General features: G+C 68.0%; 15 protein-coding genes and 1 pseudogene. 15 read left to right on the top strand and 1 reads right to left on the bottom strand.

Going from position 1 to position 18,233, the window contains the following annotated elements; translation table 11 throughout:
- Positions 1-10 precede the first annotated feature (10 nt).
- The 14 genes and pseudogenes from rsmH (at position 11) to lpxC (ending at position 16,405) form a co-directional block, all read left to right on the top strand.
- Positions 11-979 (top strand): 16S rRNA (cytosine(1402)-N(4))-methyltransferase RsmH, encoded by a 969-nt coding sequence (gene rsmH / locus AC5P9C_RS07670; protein WP_049468237.1) that lies wholly within the window; start codon positions 11-13, stop codon positions 977-979.
- Positions 976-1,239, top strand: a complete 264-nt coding sequence (ftsL, locus tag AC5P9C_RS07665; protein WP_005415286.1) for a cell division protein FtsL — start codon at positions 976-978, stop codon at positions 1,237-1,239. Before rsmH ends, ftsL begins: the two co-directional genes overlap by 4 nt.
- Positions 1,236-3,080 carry a peptidoglycan D,D-transpeptidase FtsI family protein gene (locus AC5P9C_RS07660; RefSeq protein ID WP_049406060.1) on the top strand — a complete coding sequence of 615 codons (1,845 nt, stop codon included), beginning with the start codon at positions 1,236-1,238 and terminating at the stop codon, positions 3,078-3,080. The genes ftsL and AC5P9C_RS07660 overlap by 4 nt, the downstream gene beginning before the upstream one ends.
- The gene (locus AC5P9C_RS07655) at positions 3,077-4,585 is read left to right on the top strand and encodes a UDP-N-acetylmuramoyl-L-alanyl-D-glutamate--2,6-diaminopimelate ligase (protein ID WP_343542097.1); all 1,509 of its coding nucleotides are present in this window, start codon (positions 3,077-3,079) and stop codon (positions 4,583-4,585) included. The genes AC5P9C_RS07660 and AC5P9C_RS07655 overlap by 4 nt, the downstream gene beginning before the upstream one ends.
- Positions 4,582-5,976: a UDP-N-acetylmuramoyl-tripeptide--D-alanyl-D-alanine ligase gene (locus AC5P9C_RS07650; RefSeq protein ID WP_053462171.1), complete on the top strand. Its 1,395-nt coding sequence runs from the start codon at positions 4,582-4,584 to the stop codon at positions 5,974-5,976. Before AC5P9C_RS07655 ends, AC5P9C_RS07650 begins: the two co-directional genes overlap by 4 nt.
- Positions 5,966-7,051 carry a phospho-N-acetylmuramoyl-pentapeptide-transferase gene (mraY, locus tag AC5P9C_RS07645; RefSeq protein WP_033834434.1) on the top strand — a complete coding sequence of 362 codons (1,086 nt, stop codon included), beginning with the start codon at positions 5,966-5,968 and terminating at the stop codon, positions 7,049-7,051. Before AC5P9C_RS07650 ends, mraY begins: the two co-directional genes overlap by 11 nt.
- Before the next feature lies 1 nt (position 7,052).
- A complete protein-coding gene (gene ftsW / locus AC5P9C_RS07640; RefSeq protein ID WP_343542101.1) occupies positions 7,053-8,378 on the top strand; it encodes a putative lipid II flippase FtsW in 1,326 nt (441 codons plus the stop codon).
- Positions 8,375-9,463: an undecaprenyldiphospho-muramoylpentapeptide beta-N-acetylglucosaminyltransferase gene (gene murG, locus AC5P9C_RS07635; RefSeq protein ID WP_064237667.1), complete on the top strand. Its 1,089-nt coding sequence runs from the start codon at positions 8,375-8,377 to the stop codon at positions 9,461-9,463. The genes ftsW and murG overlap by 4 nt, the downstream gene beginning before the upstream one ends.
- A 40-nt stretch (positions 9,464-9,503) precedes the next feature.
- Complete coding sequence (gene murC, locus AC5P9C_RS07630) at positions 9,504-10,940, top strand: UDP-N-acetylmuramate--L-alanine ligase (protein WP_049468223.1); 1,437 nt, start codon at positions 9,504-9,506, stop codon at positions 10,938-10,940.
- On the top strand, positions 10,937-11,899 hold the full coding sequence (locus AC5P9C_RS07625; protein ID WP_343542104.1) for a D-alanine--D-alanine ligase: 963 nt from the start codon (positions 10,937-10,939) through the stop codon (positions 11,897-11,899). Before murC ends, AC5P9C_RS07625 begins: the two co-directional genes overlap by 4 nt.
- Positions 11,896-12,573, top strand: a pseudogene (locus tag AC5P9C_RS07620) (cell division protein FtsQ/DivIB); the annotation flags it as partial. The gene AC5P9C_RS07625 and the pseudogene AC5P9C_RS07620, both read left to right, overlap by 4 nt.
- A 68-nt stretch (positions 12,574-12,641) precedes the next feature.
- On the top strand, positions 12,642-13,877 hold the full coding sequence (gene ftsA, locus AC5P9C_RS07615) for a cell division protein FtsA (protein WP_005408083.1): 1,236 nt from the start codon (positions 12,642-12,644) through the stop codon (positions 13,875-13,877).
- Positions 13,878-14,046: 169 nt separating this feature from the next.
- A complete protein-coding gene (gene ftsZ, locus AC5P9C_RS07610) occupies positions 14,047-15,288 on the top strand; it encodes a cell division protein FtsZ (RefSeq protein WP_049468218.1) in 1,242 nt (413 codons plus the stop codon).
- 205 nt (positions 15,289-15,493) lie between these two features.
- Positions 15,494-16,405 (top strand): UDP-3-O-acyl-N-acetylglucosamine deacetylase, encoded by a 912-nt coding sequence (gene lpxC / locus AC5P9C_RS07605; RefSeq protein ID WP_049468216.1) that lies wholly within the window; start codon positions 15,494-15,496, stop codon positions 16,403-16,405.
- A gap of 281 nt (positions 16,406-16,686) precedes the next feature.
- Here the strand turns inward: lpxC and AC5P9C_RS07600 are convergent, their stop codons facing one another.
- Positions 16,687-17,136, bottom strand: a complete 450-nt coding sequence (locus AC5P9C_RS07600; RefSeq protein ID WP_032956682.1) for a DciA family protein — start codon at positions 17,134-17,136, stop codon at positions 16,687-16,689.
- Positions 17,137-17,148: 12 nt separating this feature from the next.
- On the opposite strand from AC5P9C_RS07600, the gene AC5P9C_RS07595 reads away from it, so the two are divergent.
- Positions 17,149-18,105 (top strand): M23 family metallopeptidase, encoded by a 957-nt coding sequence (locus AC5P9C_RS07595; protein WP_495205128.1) that lies wholly within the window; start codon positions 17,149-17,151, stop codon positions 18,103-18,105.
- The last annotated feature ends 128 nt before the right edge of the window (positions 18,106-18,233 follow it).

Below are 18,233 nucleotides of genomic sequence, written 5' to 3'. Positions count from 1 at the left end.
GGGTGCCCGGATGCGCCCAGAAGCGCAGGCCGGTCACCTTCCGGTGTCGCAGTCGCCGGCGGTGCACCTGCCGGTCCTGTACACCCAGGTCCTTGAAGGCCTGAGGGTGATCGAAAACGGACGTTATCTGGATGGCACGTTCGGTCGTGGCGGTCATGCACGTGGCGTGCTCACCCAGCTCGGTCCCGAGGGGCGCCTGCTGGTCATGGACAAGGATCCGGAAGCCATCGCCGTTGCCGAGCGCGATTTCGCGCCGGACCCGCGCGTGTCCATCTTCCGTGGCAGCTTCGCCCAGCTGCTGCAGTGGGATGCGACGGCCGAAGGCCTGGACGGCGTGCTGTTTGACCTGGGTGTGTCGTCGCCGCAGCTGGACGTGGCCGAACGTGGCTTCAGCTTCGGCAAGGACGGCCCGCTGGACATGCGCATGGATCCGGACAGCGGTGAAAGCGCCGCGCAGTGGATCAACCGCGTGGAAGAGCGCGAGATCGCTGATGTGCTGTGGACCTACGGCGAAGAGCGGCAGAGCCGGCGCATCGCCCGCGCCATCGTGGCCCGCCGCGAGAAGCAGCCGTTCTCCCGCACCGCCGAACTGGCCGAGCTGATCGCCTCGGTGATGCCGCGTGGGAAAGACAAGATCCACCCGGCCACGCGCAGCTTCCAGGCCATCCGCATCCACATCAACCGCGAGCTGGCCGATCTGGAAGCCGGGCTCGATGCGGCGGTGGAACGGCTCAAGCCCGGTGGCCGCCTGGCGGTGATCAGCTTCCACTCGCTGGAAGACCGCATCGTCAAGCAGTACATGAACCGCCTGGCCAAGGCGCCGCCGGCCAACCGCCGGCTGCCCGAGGCGGTTGCGTTCGTGCCGACGCTGGACCTGATCGGCGGCGCCATCAAGGCCACCGACGAAGAGCTGGCCGCCAACCCGCGTGCCCGCAGCGCCGTGCTGCGCGTGGCACAGAAGCGGGAGGCCGATGCATGAGCCGGCTGCTGCTGATCATCCTGCTGGCCTGCACCGTCGCCTCGGCGATCGGCGTGGTGTTCGTGCGCCACCGCCACCGGCAGACCTTCATCGAACTGTCGCGTGCCGAGCGCAAGCGCGATGACATCAATCTTGAGTTCGGCCGCCTGCAGCTGGAACAGGCCACCCTGGCCGAAGCCAACCGCGTGGACCGCATCGCCCGCGAGAAGCTCGGCATGAAGTTCCCCGAGGCGGCTGACATCGTGGTGGTGCGCCCATGAGCAAGACCGGCCGCAACCGCCCGCGCAACGCCTTCAACCTGCGCCAGCGCCTGCGCTGGGTCGCGCTGGCGCTCGGCCTGTGCTCGGTGTCGCTGGTGGGTCGCGCGGCCTACGTGCAGATCATCAACAGCGACTTCTACCAGCGCCAGGGCGAGGCCCGCTACCTGCGCGAGCTGCCGATCAAGACCTCGCGCGGCATGATCACCGACCGCAACGGCGAGCCGCTGGCGGTGTCCACCCCGGTCGCCTCGATCTGGGTCAACCCGCAGGACCTGCTGCGTTCGCCCGAGCGCATCCCGGAGCTGGCCCAGGCGGTCGGCATGTCGGTGGATGAGCTGAGCAGCCGTCTGTCGCAGAAGTCGGACAAGGAATTCATGTACCTGCGCCGCCGGATCAATCCGGACGAGGCAGAGAAGGTGGTCGCGCTGAAGATCCCGGGCGTGGCGGCGCAGCGCGAGTTTCGCCGCTTCTACCCGCAGGGTGAGGCGATGGCGCACGTGCTGGGCTTCACCAATATCGACGACCGCGGCCAGGAAGGCCTGGAACTGGCGTTCGACGAATGGCTGCGCGGCAAGCCCGGTGCGAAGCGGGTGATCCGCAACCGCAAGGGCGAGACCGTCGAAAGCGATCTGCTGCGCGCCGCCGAGCCGGGCAAGGACCTGACGCTCAGCATCGACCGCCGCATCCAGTACCTGGCCTTCAAGGAACTGCGCAACGCGCTGGTGGCCAACAAGGCGGCCGGCGGTTCGATGGTGATCATGGACGTGACCACCGGCGAGATCCTGGCCATGGTCAACCTGCCGACCTACAACCCGAACTCGCTGACCGGCGCGATCCCCGATACGCGCCGCAACCGCGCGGTGACTGACCTGGTCGAGCCCGGTTCGACGATGAAGCCGCTGACCATCGCCACCGCGCTGCAGGCCGGGGCGGTGACCAAGGACACCATCATCGACACCAACCCGGGTTACATGACCCTGGGCCGCTTCACCATCCGCGACGTGCCGCGCAACAACGGCGTGCTCAACGTGACCGGCGTGATCACCCGCAGTTCGAACGTGGGTGCGGCCAAGGTTGCGGCGAAGATGCCGGACCAGACCTTCTACGACGGCGTGCGCCGCTTCGGCTATGGCTCGGCGCCGCACAGTGGTTTCCCGGGGGAATCGGCCGGCGTGGTGATGCGCCCGGCGCGCTGGTCGGGCACCACCAAGACCACCATGTCCTACGGCTACGGCCTGTCGGTGACGCCGCTGCAGATCGCTACGGCGTATTCGGCGCTGGCCAACGGCGGCAGGTTGATCGCGCCGACCTTCGTCAAGGGCCAGCGCAACGAGGGCCAGCAGATCATCGACGAGAACGTCGCCCGGCAGGTGGTGGCGATGATGGAAACGGTGGTCACCCAGGGCGGTGCCAAGCAGGCGGCCGTGCTGGGCTACCGCGTGGCCGGCAAGACCGGTACCGCGCGCAAGGCCGGCCCGGGTGGTTACGAGCGTGGCCATTACAACGCGCTGTTCGCCGGCGTGGTGCCGGCCACCAACCCGCGCTTTGCCACCGTCATCGTCATCAACGACCCGCAGGCCGGCAAGTTCTACGGCGGCCTGGTCTCGGCGCCGGTCTACCACAACGTGATGGAAGGCACCCTGCGCCTGATGGACGTGCCGCTGGACGACCTGCAGTCGTGGCTGGCCGCACAGCAGTCCGGCAAGGTCGGCCATTCGGCTTCGATCCTGCCTGCGCCGCCGGCCGAGACCGCGCTGCCGGTGGATGCCGCCGCTGAATTCGACGCTGCGCTGCCGAGCGCGCAAGCCCAGACGCCGCCCGCTACGGGAGGCACGCAATGAGTCCTTCGATGTTGCTTTCGCAGTTGCTTCCGGACGTGGCCCTGGCGGGTCATGATCCCGTTCTGACCGGCCTGGTGCTGGACAGCCGTGCCGTGCGCCCCGGTAACGCCTTCGTCGCCATCGCCGGTTTCGGCGCGCATGGCCTGGGCTTTGTCGAGCAGGCGCGCGCTGCCGGTGCCAGTGCCATCCTGTTCGAACCGCCGGCACCGGCCGATCTGCCGGCACCGGCCGATGCGATCGCCGTGCCGGGCCTGCGCGCGCGCATGGGCGCGATGGCCGACCAGTTCCATGGCGCACCGTCGCGGGCAATGGCGATGGTCGGCGTGACCGGCACCAACGGCAAGACCTCCACCGTGCAGCTGCTGGCCCAGGCCTGGCACCTGCTCGGAACGCCCAGTGGCAGTATCGGCACGCTGGGCGCCGGACTTTATGGTGCCGTCGAGCCGACCGGCTTCACCACGCCGCTGGTGCTGCAGATGCATGCGTTGCTGGCCCAGCTGCGCGACGCCGGTGCGCGCGCGGTGGCGATGGAAGTCAGCTCGCATGCGCTCGACCAGGGCCGCGTGGACGCCGTGCACTACGACGTGGCGGTGTTCACCAACCTCACCCGCGACCATCTGGATTACCACGGCGACATGGCCAGCTACGGCGCGGCCAAGGCGCGGCTGTTCCATCGCCCGGGCCTGAAGGCGGCGGTGATCAACCTGGACGATGCCTTCGGCCGCCAGCTGTTCGCGGGCCTGCCGGCCTGCGTGCAGCCGATCGGGCTGAGCTCGCGTGGTACCGAGGACGCCAGCGTGCGCGCCGGGGCGCTGCAGCTTGACGGTCGTGGCATCGCCTTCGAACTGGTCATCGACGGCCAGCGCGCTGCGGTGCAGTCGCCGCTGCTGGGCCGCTTCAACGTGGACAACCTGCTGGCCGTGGCCGGTACCCTGCACGCGCAGGGCCAGCCGCTGCCGCGTATCGCCGAAGTGCTGTCGGCGCTGCAGCCGATCCGTGGCCGCATGAACCGCCTCGGCGGCGAGAACGGCCTGCCGACCGTGGTGGTCGACTACGCACATACCCCGGACGCGCTGGAGCAGGCGCTGGACAGCCTGCAGGGCCACCTGCACGGCGCGCTGTTCTGCGTGTTCGGCTGCGGTGGCGAGCGCGATACCGGCAAGCGCCCGCAGATGGCGGCGATCGCCGAGCGCCTGGCCAACCAGGTCATCGTCACCGACGACAACCCGCGTGGCGAAGACGGCGACGTGATCGTGGCCGACATCCTGGCCGGCTTCCAGAACGCCGATGCCGTGACCGTGCAGCGCAGCCGCGCGCGCGCGATCGGCCTGGCGGTGAAGCGCGCCGGTGCCGGCGACATCATCCTGATCGCTGGCAAGGGCCACGAGCCGTACCAGGAAGTGAATGGCGTGCGCCATGACTTCGACGACACCGAAGTGGCCGCGGCCGCACTGGCGGCCAAGGCCGGTGTTCTAGAGGCACAGGCCGGGGAGGGCGCCGCATGAAGCGCACCCTGCTTTCGCTGATCGCACACTGGGCCGGCGGCGAGATCCATGGCGACGACGTGGCCATCGATGCGGTCAGCAATGACACCCGCAACCTGGGCCCCGGCAGCCTGTATGTCGCGCTGCGCGGCGAGCGTTTCGACGGCCATGACTTCGCAGCCGACGCGCAGGCGCGCGGTGCCAGTGCGCTGCTGGTCGAGCGCCTGCTGCCGATCGAACTGCCGCAGGTGCTGGTGGCCGACAGCGAACTGGCACTGGCCAGGATCGCCACCGGCATGCAGCGTGACCGTGGCACCGAGGTGTTCGCGATCACCGGCAGCAACGGCAAGACCAGCGTGAAGAGCCTGCTGCTGTCGATCCTGCAGCAGGTGGCCCAGCACGCGCACAAGGTGGTCTACGCCAATCCGGGCAACCGCAACAACGAGATCGGCCTGCCGCTGGCGGTGATCGATGCACCGGAAGATGCCGACTATGCCGTCTACGAGATGGGTGCCGGCAAGCCGGGCGACATCGCCTACCTGACCGACATCGCCCGCCCGCGCTACGCGCTGGTCAACAACATCGCCCCGGCGCACCTGGAGCGGATGGGCAGCCTGCTCGGCGTGGCGGTGACCAAGGGCGCGATCTATGCCGCGCTGCCCGCCGATGGCGTGGCGGTGATCAATGCCGACGATGCGTACGGCCGCTGGTTCGAACAGCATTTTGTCGGCACCCCGGCGCGCTGCCGCGTGCTGCGCTTTGGCCTGGAGCATTCGGCAGACGTGACCGCGCGCGACATCCGCGCCGGTGCGCAGGGCAGCCAGTTCACCCTGGTCGCGCCGGCCGGCGAAGCCCGCGTGGTGCTGGGCCTGCCGGGCCGCCACAACGTCAGCAATGCACTGGCCGCCGCCAGCCTGGCGCTGGCCGCCGGCATCGACCTGGCACGCATCGCGGCAGGCCTGGCCGAGGCACAGCCGGTGCCGGGCCGCCAGATCGCCCATCAGCTGCGCAATGGCGCGGTGCTGGTGGACGACAGCTACAACGCCAATCCCGGTTCGCTGGCAGCGGCCATCGATGCCCTGGCCGCCGCGCCGGAAGAGGGTTGGCTGGTGCTGGGCGACATGCGCGAGCTGGGCCCGGATGCCGAAGCGCTGCATGCGCAGGCGGGCCTCCGCGCACGCGCCGCCGGACTCAAGCGCCTGTATGCGCTGGGCCCGCTCAGCGCCGCCGCCGCTGCCGCCTTCGGCGACGGTGGCCGTCATTTCGCCACCCATGACGCGCTGTCGCAGGCGCTGAAGGACGAGCTGCACGCCGGCGTGCGCTGCCTGGTCAAGGGGTCCCGTGGCAGCGCCATGGACACGATTGTCAAAGCGCTGCTGGCGCAAGGAGAGGAATCCCCGCATGTTGTATGAACTGGCTCGATGGTTGCAGCAGTTGGAGAGCCTGTTCGGGCTGTTCAACTACCAGACGTTCCGCGCCATCCTTGCCGCGCTGACGGCCCTGTTCCTGTCGCTGTGGCTCGGCCCGGCGATGATCCGCAAGCTTGCCCAGTTCAAGGGTGGCCAGCCGATCCGCAAGGACGGTCCGCAGACCCATTTCTCCAAGGCCGGCACGCCGACCATGGGCGGTTCGCTGATCCTGCTCACCGTCACCCTGTCGGTACTGATGTGGGCCGACCTGCGCAACCGCTACGTGTGGCTGGTGCTGGCGGTGATGCTGTGCTTTGGCGCCATCGGCTGGTATGACGACTGGATCAAGATCGTCCGCCGTGACCCGAACGGCCTGAAGTCGCGCTGGAAGTACCTGCTGCAGTCGATCTTCGGCCTGGCCGCGGGCCTGTTCCTGTTCTATACGGCCGACGTGCCGGCGGCGCTGACGTTCTACATCCCGATGTTCAAGTCGGTCGCGCTGCCGCTGGCCGGCATCGGCTTCGTGGCCATCGCCTACTTCTGGATCGTCGGTTTCTCCAACGCGGTGAACCTGACCGACGGCCTGGACGGCCTGGCGATCATGCCCACCGTGCTGGTGGCCTGCGCACTGGGCGTGTTCGCCTACGCCTCGGGCAACGTGGTGTTCGCCAACTACCTGCAGATCCCGCAGATTCCGGGCGCAGGCGAGCTGGTCATCATCTGCGCGGCGATCGCCGGCGCGGGCCTGGGCTTCCTGTGGTTCAACACCTATCCGGCCATGGTGTTCATGGGCGACATCGGTGCACTGGCGCTGGGTGCGGTGCTGGGCACGATCGCGGTGATCACCCGCCAGGAGCTGGTGCTGGTGATCATGGGCGGCGTGTTCGTCATCGAGACGCTGTCGGTGATGATCCAGGTCGCATCGTTCAAGCTGACCGGCAAGCGCGTGTTCCGCATGGCGCCGATCCACCACCATTTCGAACTGAAGGGCTGGCCGGAGCCGCGCGTGATCGTGCGCTTCTGGATCATCTCCGTCGTGCTCGTGCTGATCGGCCTGGCCACGTTGAAGGTGCGCTGAGATGAACGACCTGTCCCGCCAGGCAACACGCCTTGAAGCCATCGAAGGCAGCTACGACAAGTGGCTGCTGGGCGCGATCATCGCGCTCACCGGTGTCGGCGTGGTGATGGTGGCCTCCAGCTCGATCGCGCTGATGAGCAGCCCGTTCTATTACCTCAACCGCCACCTGATCTTCCTGGCGGTGGGTATCGTGCTGGCGGTCATCGCCGCCCGCACCGAGCTGAAGTCGATCGAGCAGTACAACCAGATGCTGCTGCTGGGCTGCTTCGTGCTGCTGCTGGCGGTGTTCGCGCCGGGCCTGGGCAGCACGGTCAACGGCGCACGCCGCTGGATCAACCTGGGCATTTCCAAGTTCCAGACGGTCGAGGCGGTGAAGGTGCTCTACATCGTCTGGCTGTCCAGCTACCTGGTGCGCTTCCGCGACGAGGTCAATGCGACCTGGCCGGCGATGCTCAAGCCGCTGGGCGTGGCCGGCGCGCTGGTGGTGCTGCTGCTGCTGCAGCCGGACTTCGGTTCCTCGACCCTGCTGCTGGCGATCACCGCCGGCATGCTGGTGCTGGGCGGGGTCAACATGCCGCGCATGTCGATGCCGGTGATCATCGGCCTGGTCGGCATGAGCGCACTGGCGATCATCGAGCCGTACCGCATGCGCCGCATCACCTCCTTCCTGGACCCGTGGGCCGACCAGCAGGGCGACGGCTACCAGCTGTCCAACGCACTGATGGCAGTGGGCCGTGGCGAATGGACCGGCGTCGGCCTGGGCAATTCCGTGCAGAAGCTGTACTACCTGCCGGAAGCGCACACCGACTTCATCTTCTCGGTCACCGCCGAGGAATTCGGCTTCCTGGGCACCTGCGTGATCGTGGCGCTGTATGCGCTGCTGGTCGGCCGCACCTTCTGGCTGGGCATGCGCTGCGTGGAAATGAAGCGCCACTTCTCCGGCTACATCGCCTTCGGCATCGGCCTGTGGATCAGCATGCAGACCTTCGTCTCGATCGGCGTGAACCTGGGCATCCTGCCGACCAAGGGCCTGACCCTGCCGCTGATCTCCTCCGGCGGTTCGTCGGTGCTGATGACCTGCGTGGCGATGGGCCTGCTGCTGCGCGTGTCGTATGAACTCAAGCGCGCCGAGCGCCGCCAGGCCGTGCGCATCGGTGGCGCCGAAGACGCCGCGGCCGAGCCAGTGGACACGCCGGCCGCACCGATGGCCACCGGCGTGCCGCTGAGCGCCGCCCCGGTCGCCCCCGCGCCTGCTGCAGCGAACGCCGCGCGCGGCACCAGCCGCCTGCAGTCGCGCATCGAACCGACCTTCGGGAGGCTGTCATGAGCGCGGCCACCGATAGCGCGCGTCCGGTGATGATCCTCGCCGGCGGCACCGGCGGCCACATCTTCCCCGGCCTGGCCGTGGCCCGCGTGCTGCGCGGGCGTGGCGTGCCGGTGACCTGGATGGGTGCCGAAGGCGCGATGGAAACGCGCCTGGTGCCGCAGCACGACATTGCCATCGATACGCTGGCCATCACCGGCCTGCGCGGCAAGGGCAAGCTGGCCCTGCTGGCGGCACCGTGGCGGCTGATGCGTGCACTGCGCGCGGCCGGGCTGATCATCCGCAAGCGCCAGCCGCGCGCGGTGGTCGCCTTCGGTGGCTTCGCCTCCGGTCCCGGCGGCATGGCCACGCGCCTGCATGGCCTGCCGCTGATCGTGCATGAGCAGAACCGTGCGCCGGGCCTGACCAACCGCATCCTGTCGCGTTATGCGCGCCGCCTGCTGACCGGTTTCCCGGGCACCTTTGCCCAGCGCGAGGAATTCGTCGGCAACCCGGTGCGTGCGGAAATCGCCGCCATTGCGCCGCCGGAGCAGCGCTTCGCCGACCGTCACGGCCCGCTGCGCGTGCTGGTGGTCGGGGGCAGCCAGGGCGCGCGTGCACTCAACACCGGCGTGCCCCAGGCCATCGCCGCGCTGGGCGCCGACGTGCCGGTGCAGGTGCGCCACCAGAGCGGCGAGAAGATGCATGCCGAAGCGGTCGAAGCGTATGCCAAGGCCGGCGTGCAGGCTGAGATCACCCCGTTCATCGCGGACATGGCCGAGGCCTTCGCCTGGGCTGACCTGGTCGTCTGCCGCGCCGGCGCGTCCACCCTGGCCGAGCTGTGCGCGGTCGGTGTCGGCAGCGTGCTGGTGCCATTCCCCGCTGCCGTCGACGATCACCAGACCCGCAACGCGGAGTACCTGGTCGAGCGCGGCGCGGCGGTATTGCTGAAGCAGGACGGAACGCTGGCCGACGGCATCGCCGCACTGCTGCGCGATCTGTCCGAAAATCCCGCCCGCCGCATGCAGATGGCGCAAGCCGCGCGTGCCCTGGCCAAGGTCGATGCCGCCGAGCGCATCGCCGATATCATTCTCGAGGAAGCTGTATGAAGAAGGCATGCCACCGCGCCTGCCCTGCGCGAGGCCGCGCATGATCCGTCGCCTGCACGACACCAACGACCTGGTGCGCGCGTTCCCGCGCGTGCACTTCGTCGGCATCGGTGGCACCGGCATGAGCGGCATCGCCGAAGTGATGCTGACGCTGGGCTACGAAGTGTCCGGCTCGGACAACGCTGACAACGTGGCGACCCGCCGCCTGGCCAGCCTGGGTGCGCGCATCATGCGCGGCCACTCCGCCGCCAATGTGCTGGGCACCGACTGCGTGGTGGTCTCCAGCGCCATCCGCGAGGACAACCCGGAGCTGATGGAAGCGCGCAGCCAGCGCATTCCGATCATGCCGCGTGCGGCGATGCTGGCCGAGCTGATGCGCTTCCGCCGCGGCATCGCCGTGGCCGGTACCCATGGCAAGACCACCACCACCAGCCTGACCGCTGCGGTGCTGAGCGAAGGTGGCCTGGACCCGACATTCGTGATCGGTGGCCAGCTGCTGGCCGCCGGTGCCAACGCCAAGCTGGGTGGCGGGCAGTGGCTGGTGGCCGAGGCCGACGAAAGCGATGGCAGCTTCCTGCGCCTGAACCCGTTGATGTCGATCATCACCAACATTGATGCGGATCATCTGGAGAACTACGGCAACGATTTCGCCCGCGTGCAGGCGGCGTTCGCCGAGTTCCTGCAGCGCCTGCCGTTCTACGGCCTGGCGGTGCTGTGCATCGATGATCCGGAAGTGGCGGCATTGGCTGCCAAGACCCCGCGCCACGTGATGAGCTACGGCATGAGCCCGCAGGCCGACGTGCGCGCCGAGAACGTGGTGCAGGAAGGCTCGCGCATGCGCTTCACGCTGCGCTTGCCGCAGGGCACCAGCCAGGAAGTGGTGCTGGCGCTGCCGGGCAGGCACAACGTGCTCAACGCGCTGGCCGCCGCGGCGGTGGGCTGGCAGCTCGGCGTTGCCCCGGACGCGATCGCGCGCGCGCTGGAAGGCTTCGCCGGTGTCGGCCGCCGCTTCAACGACCTGGGCGAAGTGACCACCGCCAGCGGTGCGAAGGTGCGCATCATCGACGACTACGGCCATCACCCGAGCGAGCTGGAGGCAGTGTTCGCCGCCGCCCGCGGGGGCTGGACCGACAAGCGCTTGGTGGTGGCCTTCCAGCCGCACCGCTACAGCCGTACCCGCGACCAGTTCGACAAGTTCGCCGCGGTGCTGTCCAGCGTCGACGCGCTGGTGCTGAGCGAGGTCTATCCGGCCGGTGAGGAACCCATTGCCGGTGCCGACTCGCATGCGCTGGCCCGCGCCATCCGCGCGCGCGGCCGCAGCGAGCCGGTGGTGGTGGGCAAGGCCGCCGAGCTGGCCAGCGTGCTGCCGGACGTGCTGCAGGACGGTGACCTGCTGCTGATGATGGGGGCCGGCGACATCGGTGCCGTGGCTACCCACATCGCAGTGGAAGGCTTCAAGGGGGAGGGCCAGGCGTGAGTACGCTGACCTTCCCGCCGCTGCGCGTGACCGACCCGGCCGTGTTCGGCCGCGTCGCCGTGCTGCTCGGCGGCAGCTCCAGTGAACGCGAGGTGTCGCTGGACTCGGGCCGCAACGTGCTCGAAGCCCTGCAGTCGCGCGGCGTCGATGCGTTCGCGGTGGATGGCATCCCGGCGCTGGCCAGCGCGCTGGCCGCCGGTGGCATCGACCGCGTCTTCAACATCCTGCACGGCCACAACGGTGGCGGTGAGGACGGCATCGTGCAGGGCCTGATGGACGCCTTCGGCGTGCCGTATACCGGCTCGGACGTGCTGGGCTCGGCGCTGAGCATGGACAAGATCCGCACCAAGCAGGTGTGGCTGTCGCTGAGCTTGCCGACCCCGCAGTACCGCAAGGTCGACGCCTCGAACGTACATGCGCTGGCCGCCGAGCTGGGCCTGCCGGTGGTGGTGAAGCCGGCCAACGAAGGCTCCAGCGTGGGCATCAGCCGGGTCACCGACGAGGCGGGCCTGGATGAGGCCGTGGCCCTGGCCGCGCGCTACGACGGCCAGCTGCTGATGGAACAGATGGTGGTCGGCGACGAACTGACCGTGGCCATTCTCGGCGACGTCGCGCTGCCGTCGATCCGCATCGTGCCCAAGGGCCAGTGGTACGACTACAACGCCAAGTACATCGCCGAGGATACCCAGTACCTGTGCCCGGGCCTGGAAGGCGATGCCGAGGACGAGATCCGGCGCATCGCGCTGGTCGCGTTCCGCGCCGCCGGCTGCCGTGGCTGGGGCCGCGTGGACGTGATGCGCGACCGTGCCAGCGGCCGTTTCTTCCTGCTGGAAGTGAACACCGCGCCGGGCATGACCAGCCATTCGCTGGTACCCAAGGCGGCGCGCCAGGCCGGCATCGGTTTCGAGGAACTGGTGTGGCGCGTGCTGGAACAGACCCTGGAGGCCGCGCACGCATGAACGCGCTACTGCGCATCTTCGTCTGGCTGTTGGCGCTGTCGGTGGTTGCACTGCCGGTGGTGGCCGTGGTCAATGGCTGGGTCGGCGCCGAGCGCTGGCCGCTGGCGAAGCTGCGCGTGCATGGCGAGTTCAAGCGGGTACCGGCCGAGCAGCTGCAGCAGGTGCTGCTGCCGTATGCGCGCGCCGGGTTCTTCGCGGTCAAGCTGCAGGATGCGCAGGATGCCCTGGAAAAGCTGCCCTGGGTGGAGAGTGCCCAGGTACGCAAGCAGTGGCCTGACGTGCTGGAAGTGACCCTGGTCGAGCACAAGCCGTTCGCACGCTGGGGCACCGACCGCCTGGTGTCCGAGCAGGGCAAGCTGTTCCCCACGCCGAAGAAGCTGTCCGACCTGGCGTTGCCCGAACTGGATGGCCCGGACAGCCAGACCGGAGAAGTGATGAAGCTGTACAGCGACGCACGTGCATTGTTCGCACCGGCCGGCGTCGATGTGCGCCGGGTGACGATGGATGCGCGCGGCAGCTGGTCGCTGGTGCTGAGCAATGGCACCGAAGTGGTGGTCGGCCGTGACGACGCGCGCTCGCGCATGCAGCGCTTCGTCAAGGTGCTGCCGCAGCTCAACCGTCAGGACGTGCCGATCGAGCGCGCCGATCTCCGCTACACCAATGGTTTCACGCTGAGCTGGGGTACCCCGGCCACGCCGGCGAAAACGCCGGCGACCCCGGCCAGAAGCACGCAGGAAAGGACATGAATCGCAAGGGTGACAAATCGCTGATCGTTGGCCTGGACATCGGCACCTCCAAGGTGGTGGCGCTGGTGGGCGAGTATTCGCCGGGCAACCCGATCGAAGTGATCGGCATCGGCTCGCACGAATCGCGCGGGCTGAAGCGTGGCGTGGTGGTGGACATCGAATCGACCGTGCAGTCGATCCAGCGTGCGGTGGAAGAAGCCGAGCTGATGGCCGGCTGCGAGATCCGTTCGGTGTACGCCTCGATCTCCGGCAACCACGTGCAGTGCAAGAACTCGCCGGGCATCGTGCCGATCCGCGACGGCGAAGTGACCTGGGGCGACCTGGATCGCGTGCTCGATGCGGCCAAGGCGGTGGCGATCCCGGCCGACCAGAAGATCCTGCACGCAATCCCGCGCGAGTACGTGCTGGACGATTCGCAGGAAGGCATCCGCAATCCGGTGGGCATGACCGGCGTACGCCTGGAGGTGCATGCGCACCTGGTGGTGTGCGCGCAGTCGGCCGCGGCCAACATCAGCAAGTGCGTGCAGCGCTGCGGCCTGCAGGTGGATGACCTGGTGCTGTCCTCGCTGGCCTCCAGCGTGGCGGTGCTGACCGCCGACGAGCGCGAGCTGGGCGTGGTGCTGGTCGACATGGGCGCCGGCACCACCGACATCGCCGTGTTCGTGCAGGGCGCGATCTGCCACACGGCCTCGCTGCCGATCGCCGGCGACCACGTGACCAACGACATCGCGCACATGCTGCGCACGCCGACCCCGGAAGCCGAGCAGATCAAGGTGCGCTATGCCTGCGCCCTGGCCCAGCTGGCCACCGCCGAGGAGAGCATCCAGGTGCCGTCGGTGGGTGATCGTCCGCCGCGCCGCATGCCGCGCCACTCGCTGGCGCAGGCCGTGCAGGGCCGTTACGAGGAGATCTTCGAGATGGTGCAGGCTGAACTGCGCCGCTCCGGCTTCGAGGAACTGGTGCGCGCCGGCATGGTGCTGACCGGGGGCGCGTCGAAGATGGAAGGCGTGGTCGAACTGGCCGAGGAAATGCTGCAGATGCCGGTGCGCGTGGGCATCCCGCAGCACGTCACCGGCCTGGGCGAAGTGGTCGGCAACCCGGTGCACGCCACCGGCGTGGGCCTGCTGCTGATGGGCAGCCAGATCGAGCACCCGCGGCGGCCGTCGCTGCCGACCGGGCGCGCTGGAAGCATGTTCAAGAAACTCAAGACCTGGTTCCGCGGCGAGTTCTGACGCGGAACCCGCAACACCCGGGTCACCCCGGTGCAACACCCGCAGTACCCGCATCACAACGCAGCAACGCACTACACAACCCACACAGCCGCAACGGCAACATGACACGCGAAGGCAGGAGGCCCGACCGTCCATGCCACCGACAAGCGGATACAACGAGGACACGGACATGGCGCATTTTGAACTGATCGAAAAGATGGCACCCAATGCGGTGATCAAGGTGGTTGGCGTGGGCGGTGGCGGCGGCAACGCCGTGGCGCACATGGTCAACTCGGCGGTGGATGGCGTGGAATTCATCACCGCCAACACCGACTCGCAGGCCATCAAGAATTGCGGTGCCAAGCTGCAGCTGCAGCTGGGTACCAACGTGACCAAGGGCCTGGGCGCAGGCGCGAACCCGGAAGTCGGCCGCCAGGCCGCGCTGGAAGACCGTGAGCGCATCATGGACGCGCTGCAGGGCGCGGACATGGTGTTCATCACCGCCGGCATGGGTGGCGGCACCGGCACCGGCGCTGCGCCGGTGGTGGCACAGCTGGCCAAGGAAATGGGCATCCTGACCGTGGCCGTGGTCACCAAGCCGTTCCCGTTCGAAGGCCGTCGCCGCATGCAGGTGGCGCTGAAGGGCATCGAGGAACTGAGCCAGCACTGCGACTCGCTGATCACCATCCCGAACGAGAAGCTGATCACCGTGCTGGGTCGCAACGCGACCATGATCCAGGCCTTCCGTGCCGCCAACGACGTGCTGCAGGGCGCCGTGCAGGGCATCGCCGACCTGATCGTGCGTCCGGGCCTGATCAACGTCGACTTCGCCGACGTGCGCACCGTCATGTCCGAAATGGGCCTGGCGATGATGGGTACCGGCACCGCCCGTGGCGATGACCGTGCCCAGGCCGCTGCCGAAGCCGCGATCCAGAACCCGCTGCTGGACGATGTGAACCTGGCCGGTGCCAACGGCATCCTGGTCAACATCACCGCCGGCGCCGACTTCACCATGGCCGAGTTCGACGAGATCGGCCGCACCATCGATGGCTTCGCTTCGGAAGACGCCACCGTGGTGGTCGGCACCGTGCTCGATCCGGACATGCAGGACGAAGTGCGCGTGACCGTGGTCGCCACCGGCCTGAACCGCGTTTCGGCCAGCAAGACCCAGCGTCCGGGCGAGCGCGCACCGATCAAGCTGGTCCGCAATGCCACGACCGGCCAGCCGGAGTTCGGCGACTTCGACAACGGCGGCGACGCCGTGTCCAAGGCCGTCGGCGGGATGGGCATGGGCATGGGCCTGCGTCGTGCCAGCAGCGACACCGCGGCGGCGTCCGCACCGTCTGCCCCGGCCGCATCGGCCCCGGCGGCGGCGGAACTGCCGAACGATTACCTGGACATCCCGGCCTTCCTGCGCCGCCAGGCGGACTAAGCGGGGCGGCCCGGGGTTGTCCTCCCCGGGTTGCGCCACCATGTCCTGAAAATGCGGGCGCCGGGCCAGGATGGGCCCGGCCGCCCTGCTTCACGCGCTTTCCAGCGGCGTGCCGGTGGGTCCTGCCGGTGGCTGCCACTGGCGTTTCAGCCAGGGTAGGGGAGTGCGCGTGTTAATCTAATGTGTCACTTCCGGTCCATCCCCCATGATCCAGCAACGCACCCTCAAGAACACGATCCGCGCCACCGGCGTTGGCCTGCACAGTGGTGACAAGGTCTACATGACCCTGCGCCCGGCACCGGTCAACCATGGCATCGTGTTCCGCCGCGTGGACCTGGACCCGGTGGTGGAGGTGCCGGCCAAGGCCGAACTGGTCACCGAAGTGACCCTGTGCACCGGCCTGACCTGCAACGACGCCAAGATCCAGACCGTCGAACACCTGATGTCGGCGCTGGCCGGCCTGGGTGTGGACAACATCATCGTCGAACTGTCCTCGGCCGAGCTGCCGATCATGGACGGTTCGGCCGGCCCGTTCGTGTTCCTGCTGCAGTCGGCAGGCATCGTCGAACAGGATGCGCCCAAGCGCTTCATCCGCGTGCTCAAGACCGTGGAAGTGACCGAGGGCGACAAGGTGGCCCGCTTCACCCCGTACGAGGGCTACAAGCTGGGCTTCACCATCCAGTTCGACCACCCGATGATCCCGGCCAAGCAGTCGCGCCAGGAAATCGAGTTCTCGACGCTGGCCTACACCAAGGAAATCTCCCGGGCGCGCACCTTCGGTTTCATGCGCGACCTGGAATACATGCGCGAGCGCAACCTGGGCCTGGGCGGTTCGATGGACAACGCCATCGTGCTGGACGAGTTCCGCGTACTCAACGAAGACGGCCTGCGCTATGCGGACGAATTCGTGCGCCACAAGATTCTTGACGCAATCGGCGACCTCTACCTGGCCGGTGGCCAGGTGCTGGGCGCCTATGAGGGCTTCAAGTCCGGCCATGCGCTCAACAACAAGCTGGTGCGGGCCCTGATGGCCGACGCCAGCGCCTGGGAATGGGTCACCTTCGACTCGCCGGCCACCCCGGATCCGGTTGAATACGCCACCCCGGCCTACGCCTGATTCCGTAGATCGTTGAATTTAAAGATAAAAACGCCGCCTTTCCGGGCGGCGTTGTTGTTTCTGGCATCGTCGACGTATTCAGCGCGCTTGGATCGTGTCAAGCCCGGTTCGAGATCACGGTTTTGTGAACCTGTTGGATCGGAAGCCTGAATTTAACGAAGTTTTAACTCCAATCTAACGACAGGCCCCCGGATGGCCGCTAGGATGCGACCCGGCCCCCGAAATGTTTCACGCCGTGGTGACACGCGCGACGGGGAGCGGAGCCGGATGCTCCGTTGCCATCAGGACCGCTTCTTCGGCTTCGAGGGAACGTCCTGCAGGCAAGCCAAGGCGTCGCGTAGCCCTTTGTGCGTGGCGGCTGAAACTGCGTGGGGGCCATTCCGGTTGTCGATCGCTGGGGAGCGTGAGGGAGTGGTGGACGCAGTCTTGATGGTCACCCTGGTGGCCTTCAGCCCGATGGAACGGGCCGCGTCGAGCAACTGGGCTTCGGCAAGCCGCAACTTGGCATGCCAGACCGGCGATTCGACGAGAAAAACGAGGTGTTCCCCGTCCACATTGGCCAGCCGGCAGCGGCTGCGCAGAGGTGGCGGCAACTGGGGGCGCAACTGCCGGTCCAGCGCGTCGAGCCACAAGGCCCGACGCAGCGGGTTCCCGCTTTTGTCCGCCATTACCGCATCCAGCGCCGGTTTCGGCACTGACGCGGGGCGAACGCTGGATTTCGGCTCAGACATGAAAACTCACTGATGGCATTCAAAAAGATCGTAATCAAAACGCGTGAAGGACAGGCCAAGGTGTCGCCGATCACGCGTTTGCGGTTCTATTTCGAGGACCGCCCCCGCGCCCTGCTGGGCAGCGTGCTCGGGGTAGGCTGCATTATCGGCCTTGCCGGCGGCATTGGCGCCAGTGCGCTGAATGATTCGCGCCTGCAGGCCAAGGTCGAGCGCCAGGATGCGGAGCTGGCCAAGGTCAAGCGCGATGCGCAGACCCAGGTCAACGCGCTGGCCGCCCGCCTCGGCGAGCTGCAGGCGCAGGCCACCCGCCTGAACGCCCTTGGCGAACGGCTGACCCAGATGGGCAAGCTGGAAGATGGCGAGTTCGACTTCAACGAGACCCCCGGCCTCGGTGATGGCGACGCCGGCGGCCCGACCAGCGACATCCCGGTCAAGGACGTCAACGCCGACTTACAGGTGCTGGAGCAGCGCTTCGCTGCTTCAGGCCGCCAGTTGTCGGTGATGGAATCGCTGATGTTCGACCACCAGCTGCAGCAGAACGCCGTGCCCTCGCGCATGCCGATCCGCAACAGCTACGTGACCTCCGGTTTCGGCACCCGCGCCGACCCGTTCGGCCGCGGCGCCGCCACCCACAAGGGCATGGACTTCCACGCCAAGGTCGGTGATCCGGTGATGGCCGTGGCCGAGGGCGTGGTCAGCTTCGCCGGTGTGAAGGGCGGCTACGGCAATGTCGTCGATGTCGACCACGGTAACGGCTACGTCACCCGCTACGCGCACAATTCGCGCCTGGTGGTGAAGGCCGGTGACCTGGTCCGTGCCGGCCAGGAAGTGGCCAAGGCCGGTTCCACCGGCCGTTCGACCGGTGCCCACGTGCACTTCGAGGTGTGGGAGAACGGCAACGTGGTCAACCCGCGCAAGTTCCTCGGCGACGGCGGCAACACGCCGGTCGGCCGCATCAGCCGCGGCTGATGCCCGGGCCGGATTCGGTTGATCTGGTAGTGCCGGCCGCTGGCCGGCAACCTCATGATCTGCGGCGGCATCGCGTACCCGGCCAGCGGCCGGCATTACCGGCAAGGTTCGGATGCCATTGCCGCCAA

Source organism: Stenotrophomonas sp. YJH_SMC_10 (assembly GCF_059371555.1).
Note: the sequence above shows the minus strand (reverse complement) of the source record. Positions and strands in the feature narration are given on the sequence as shown.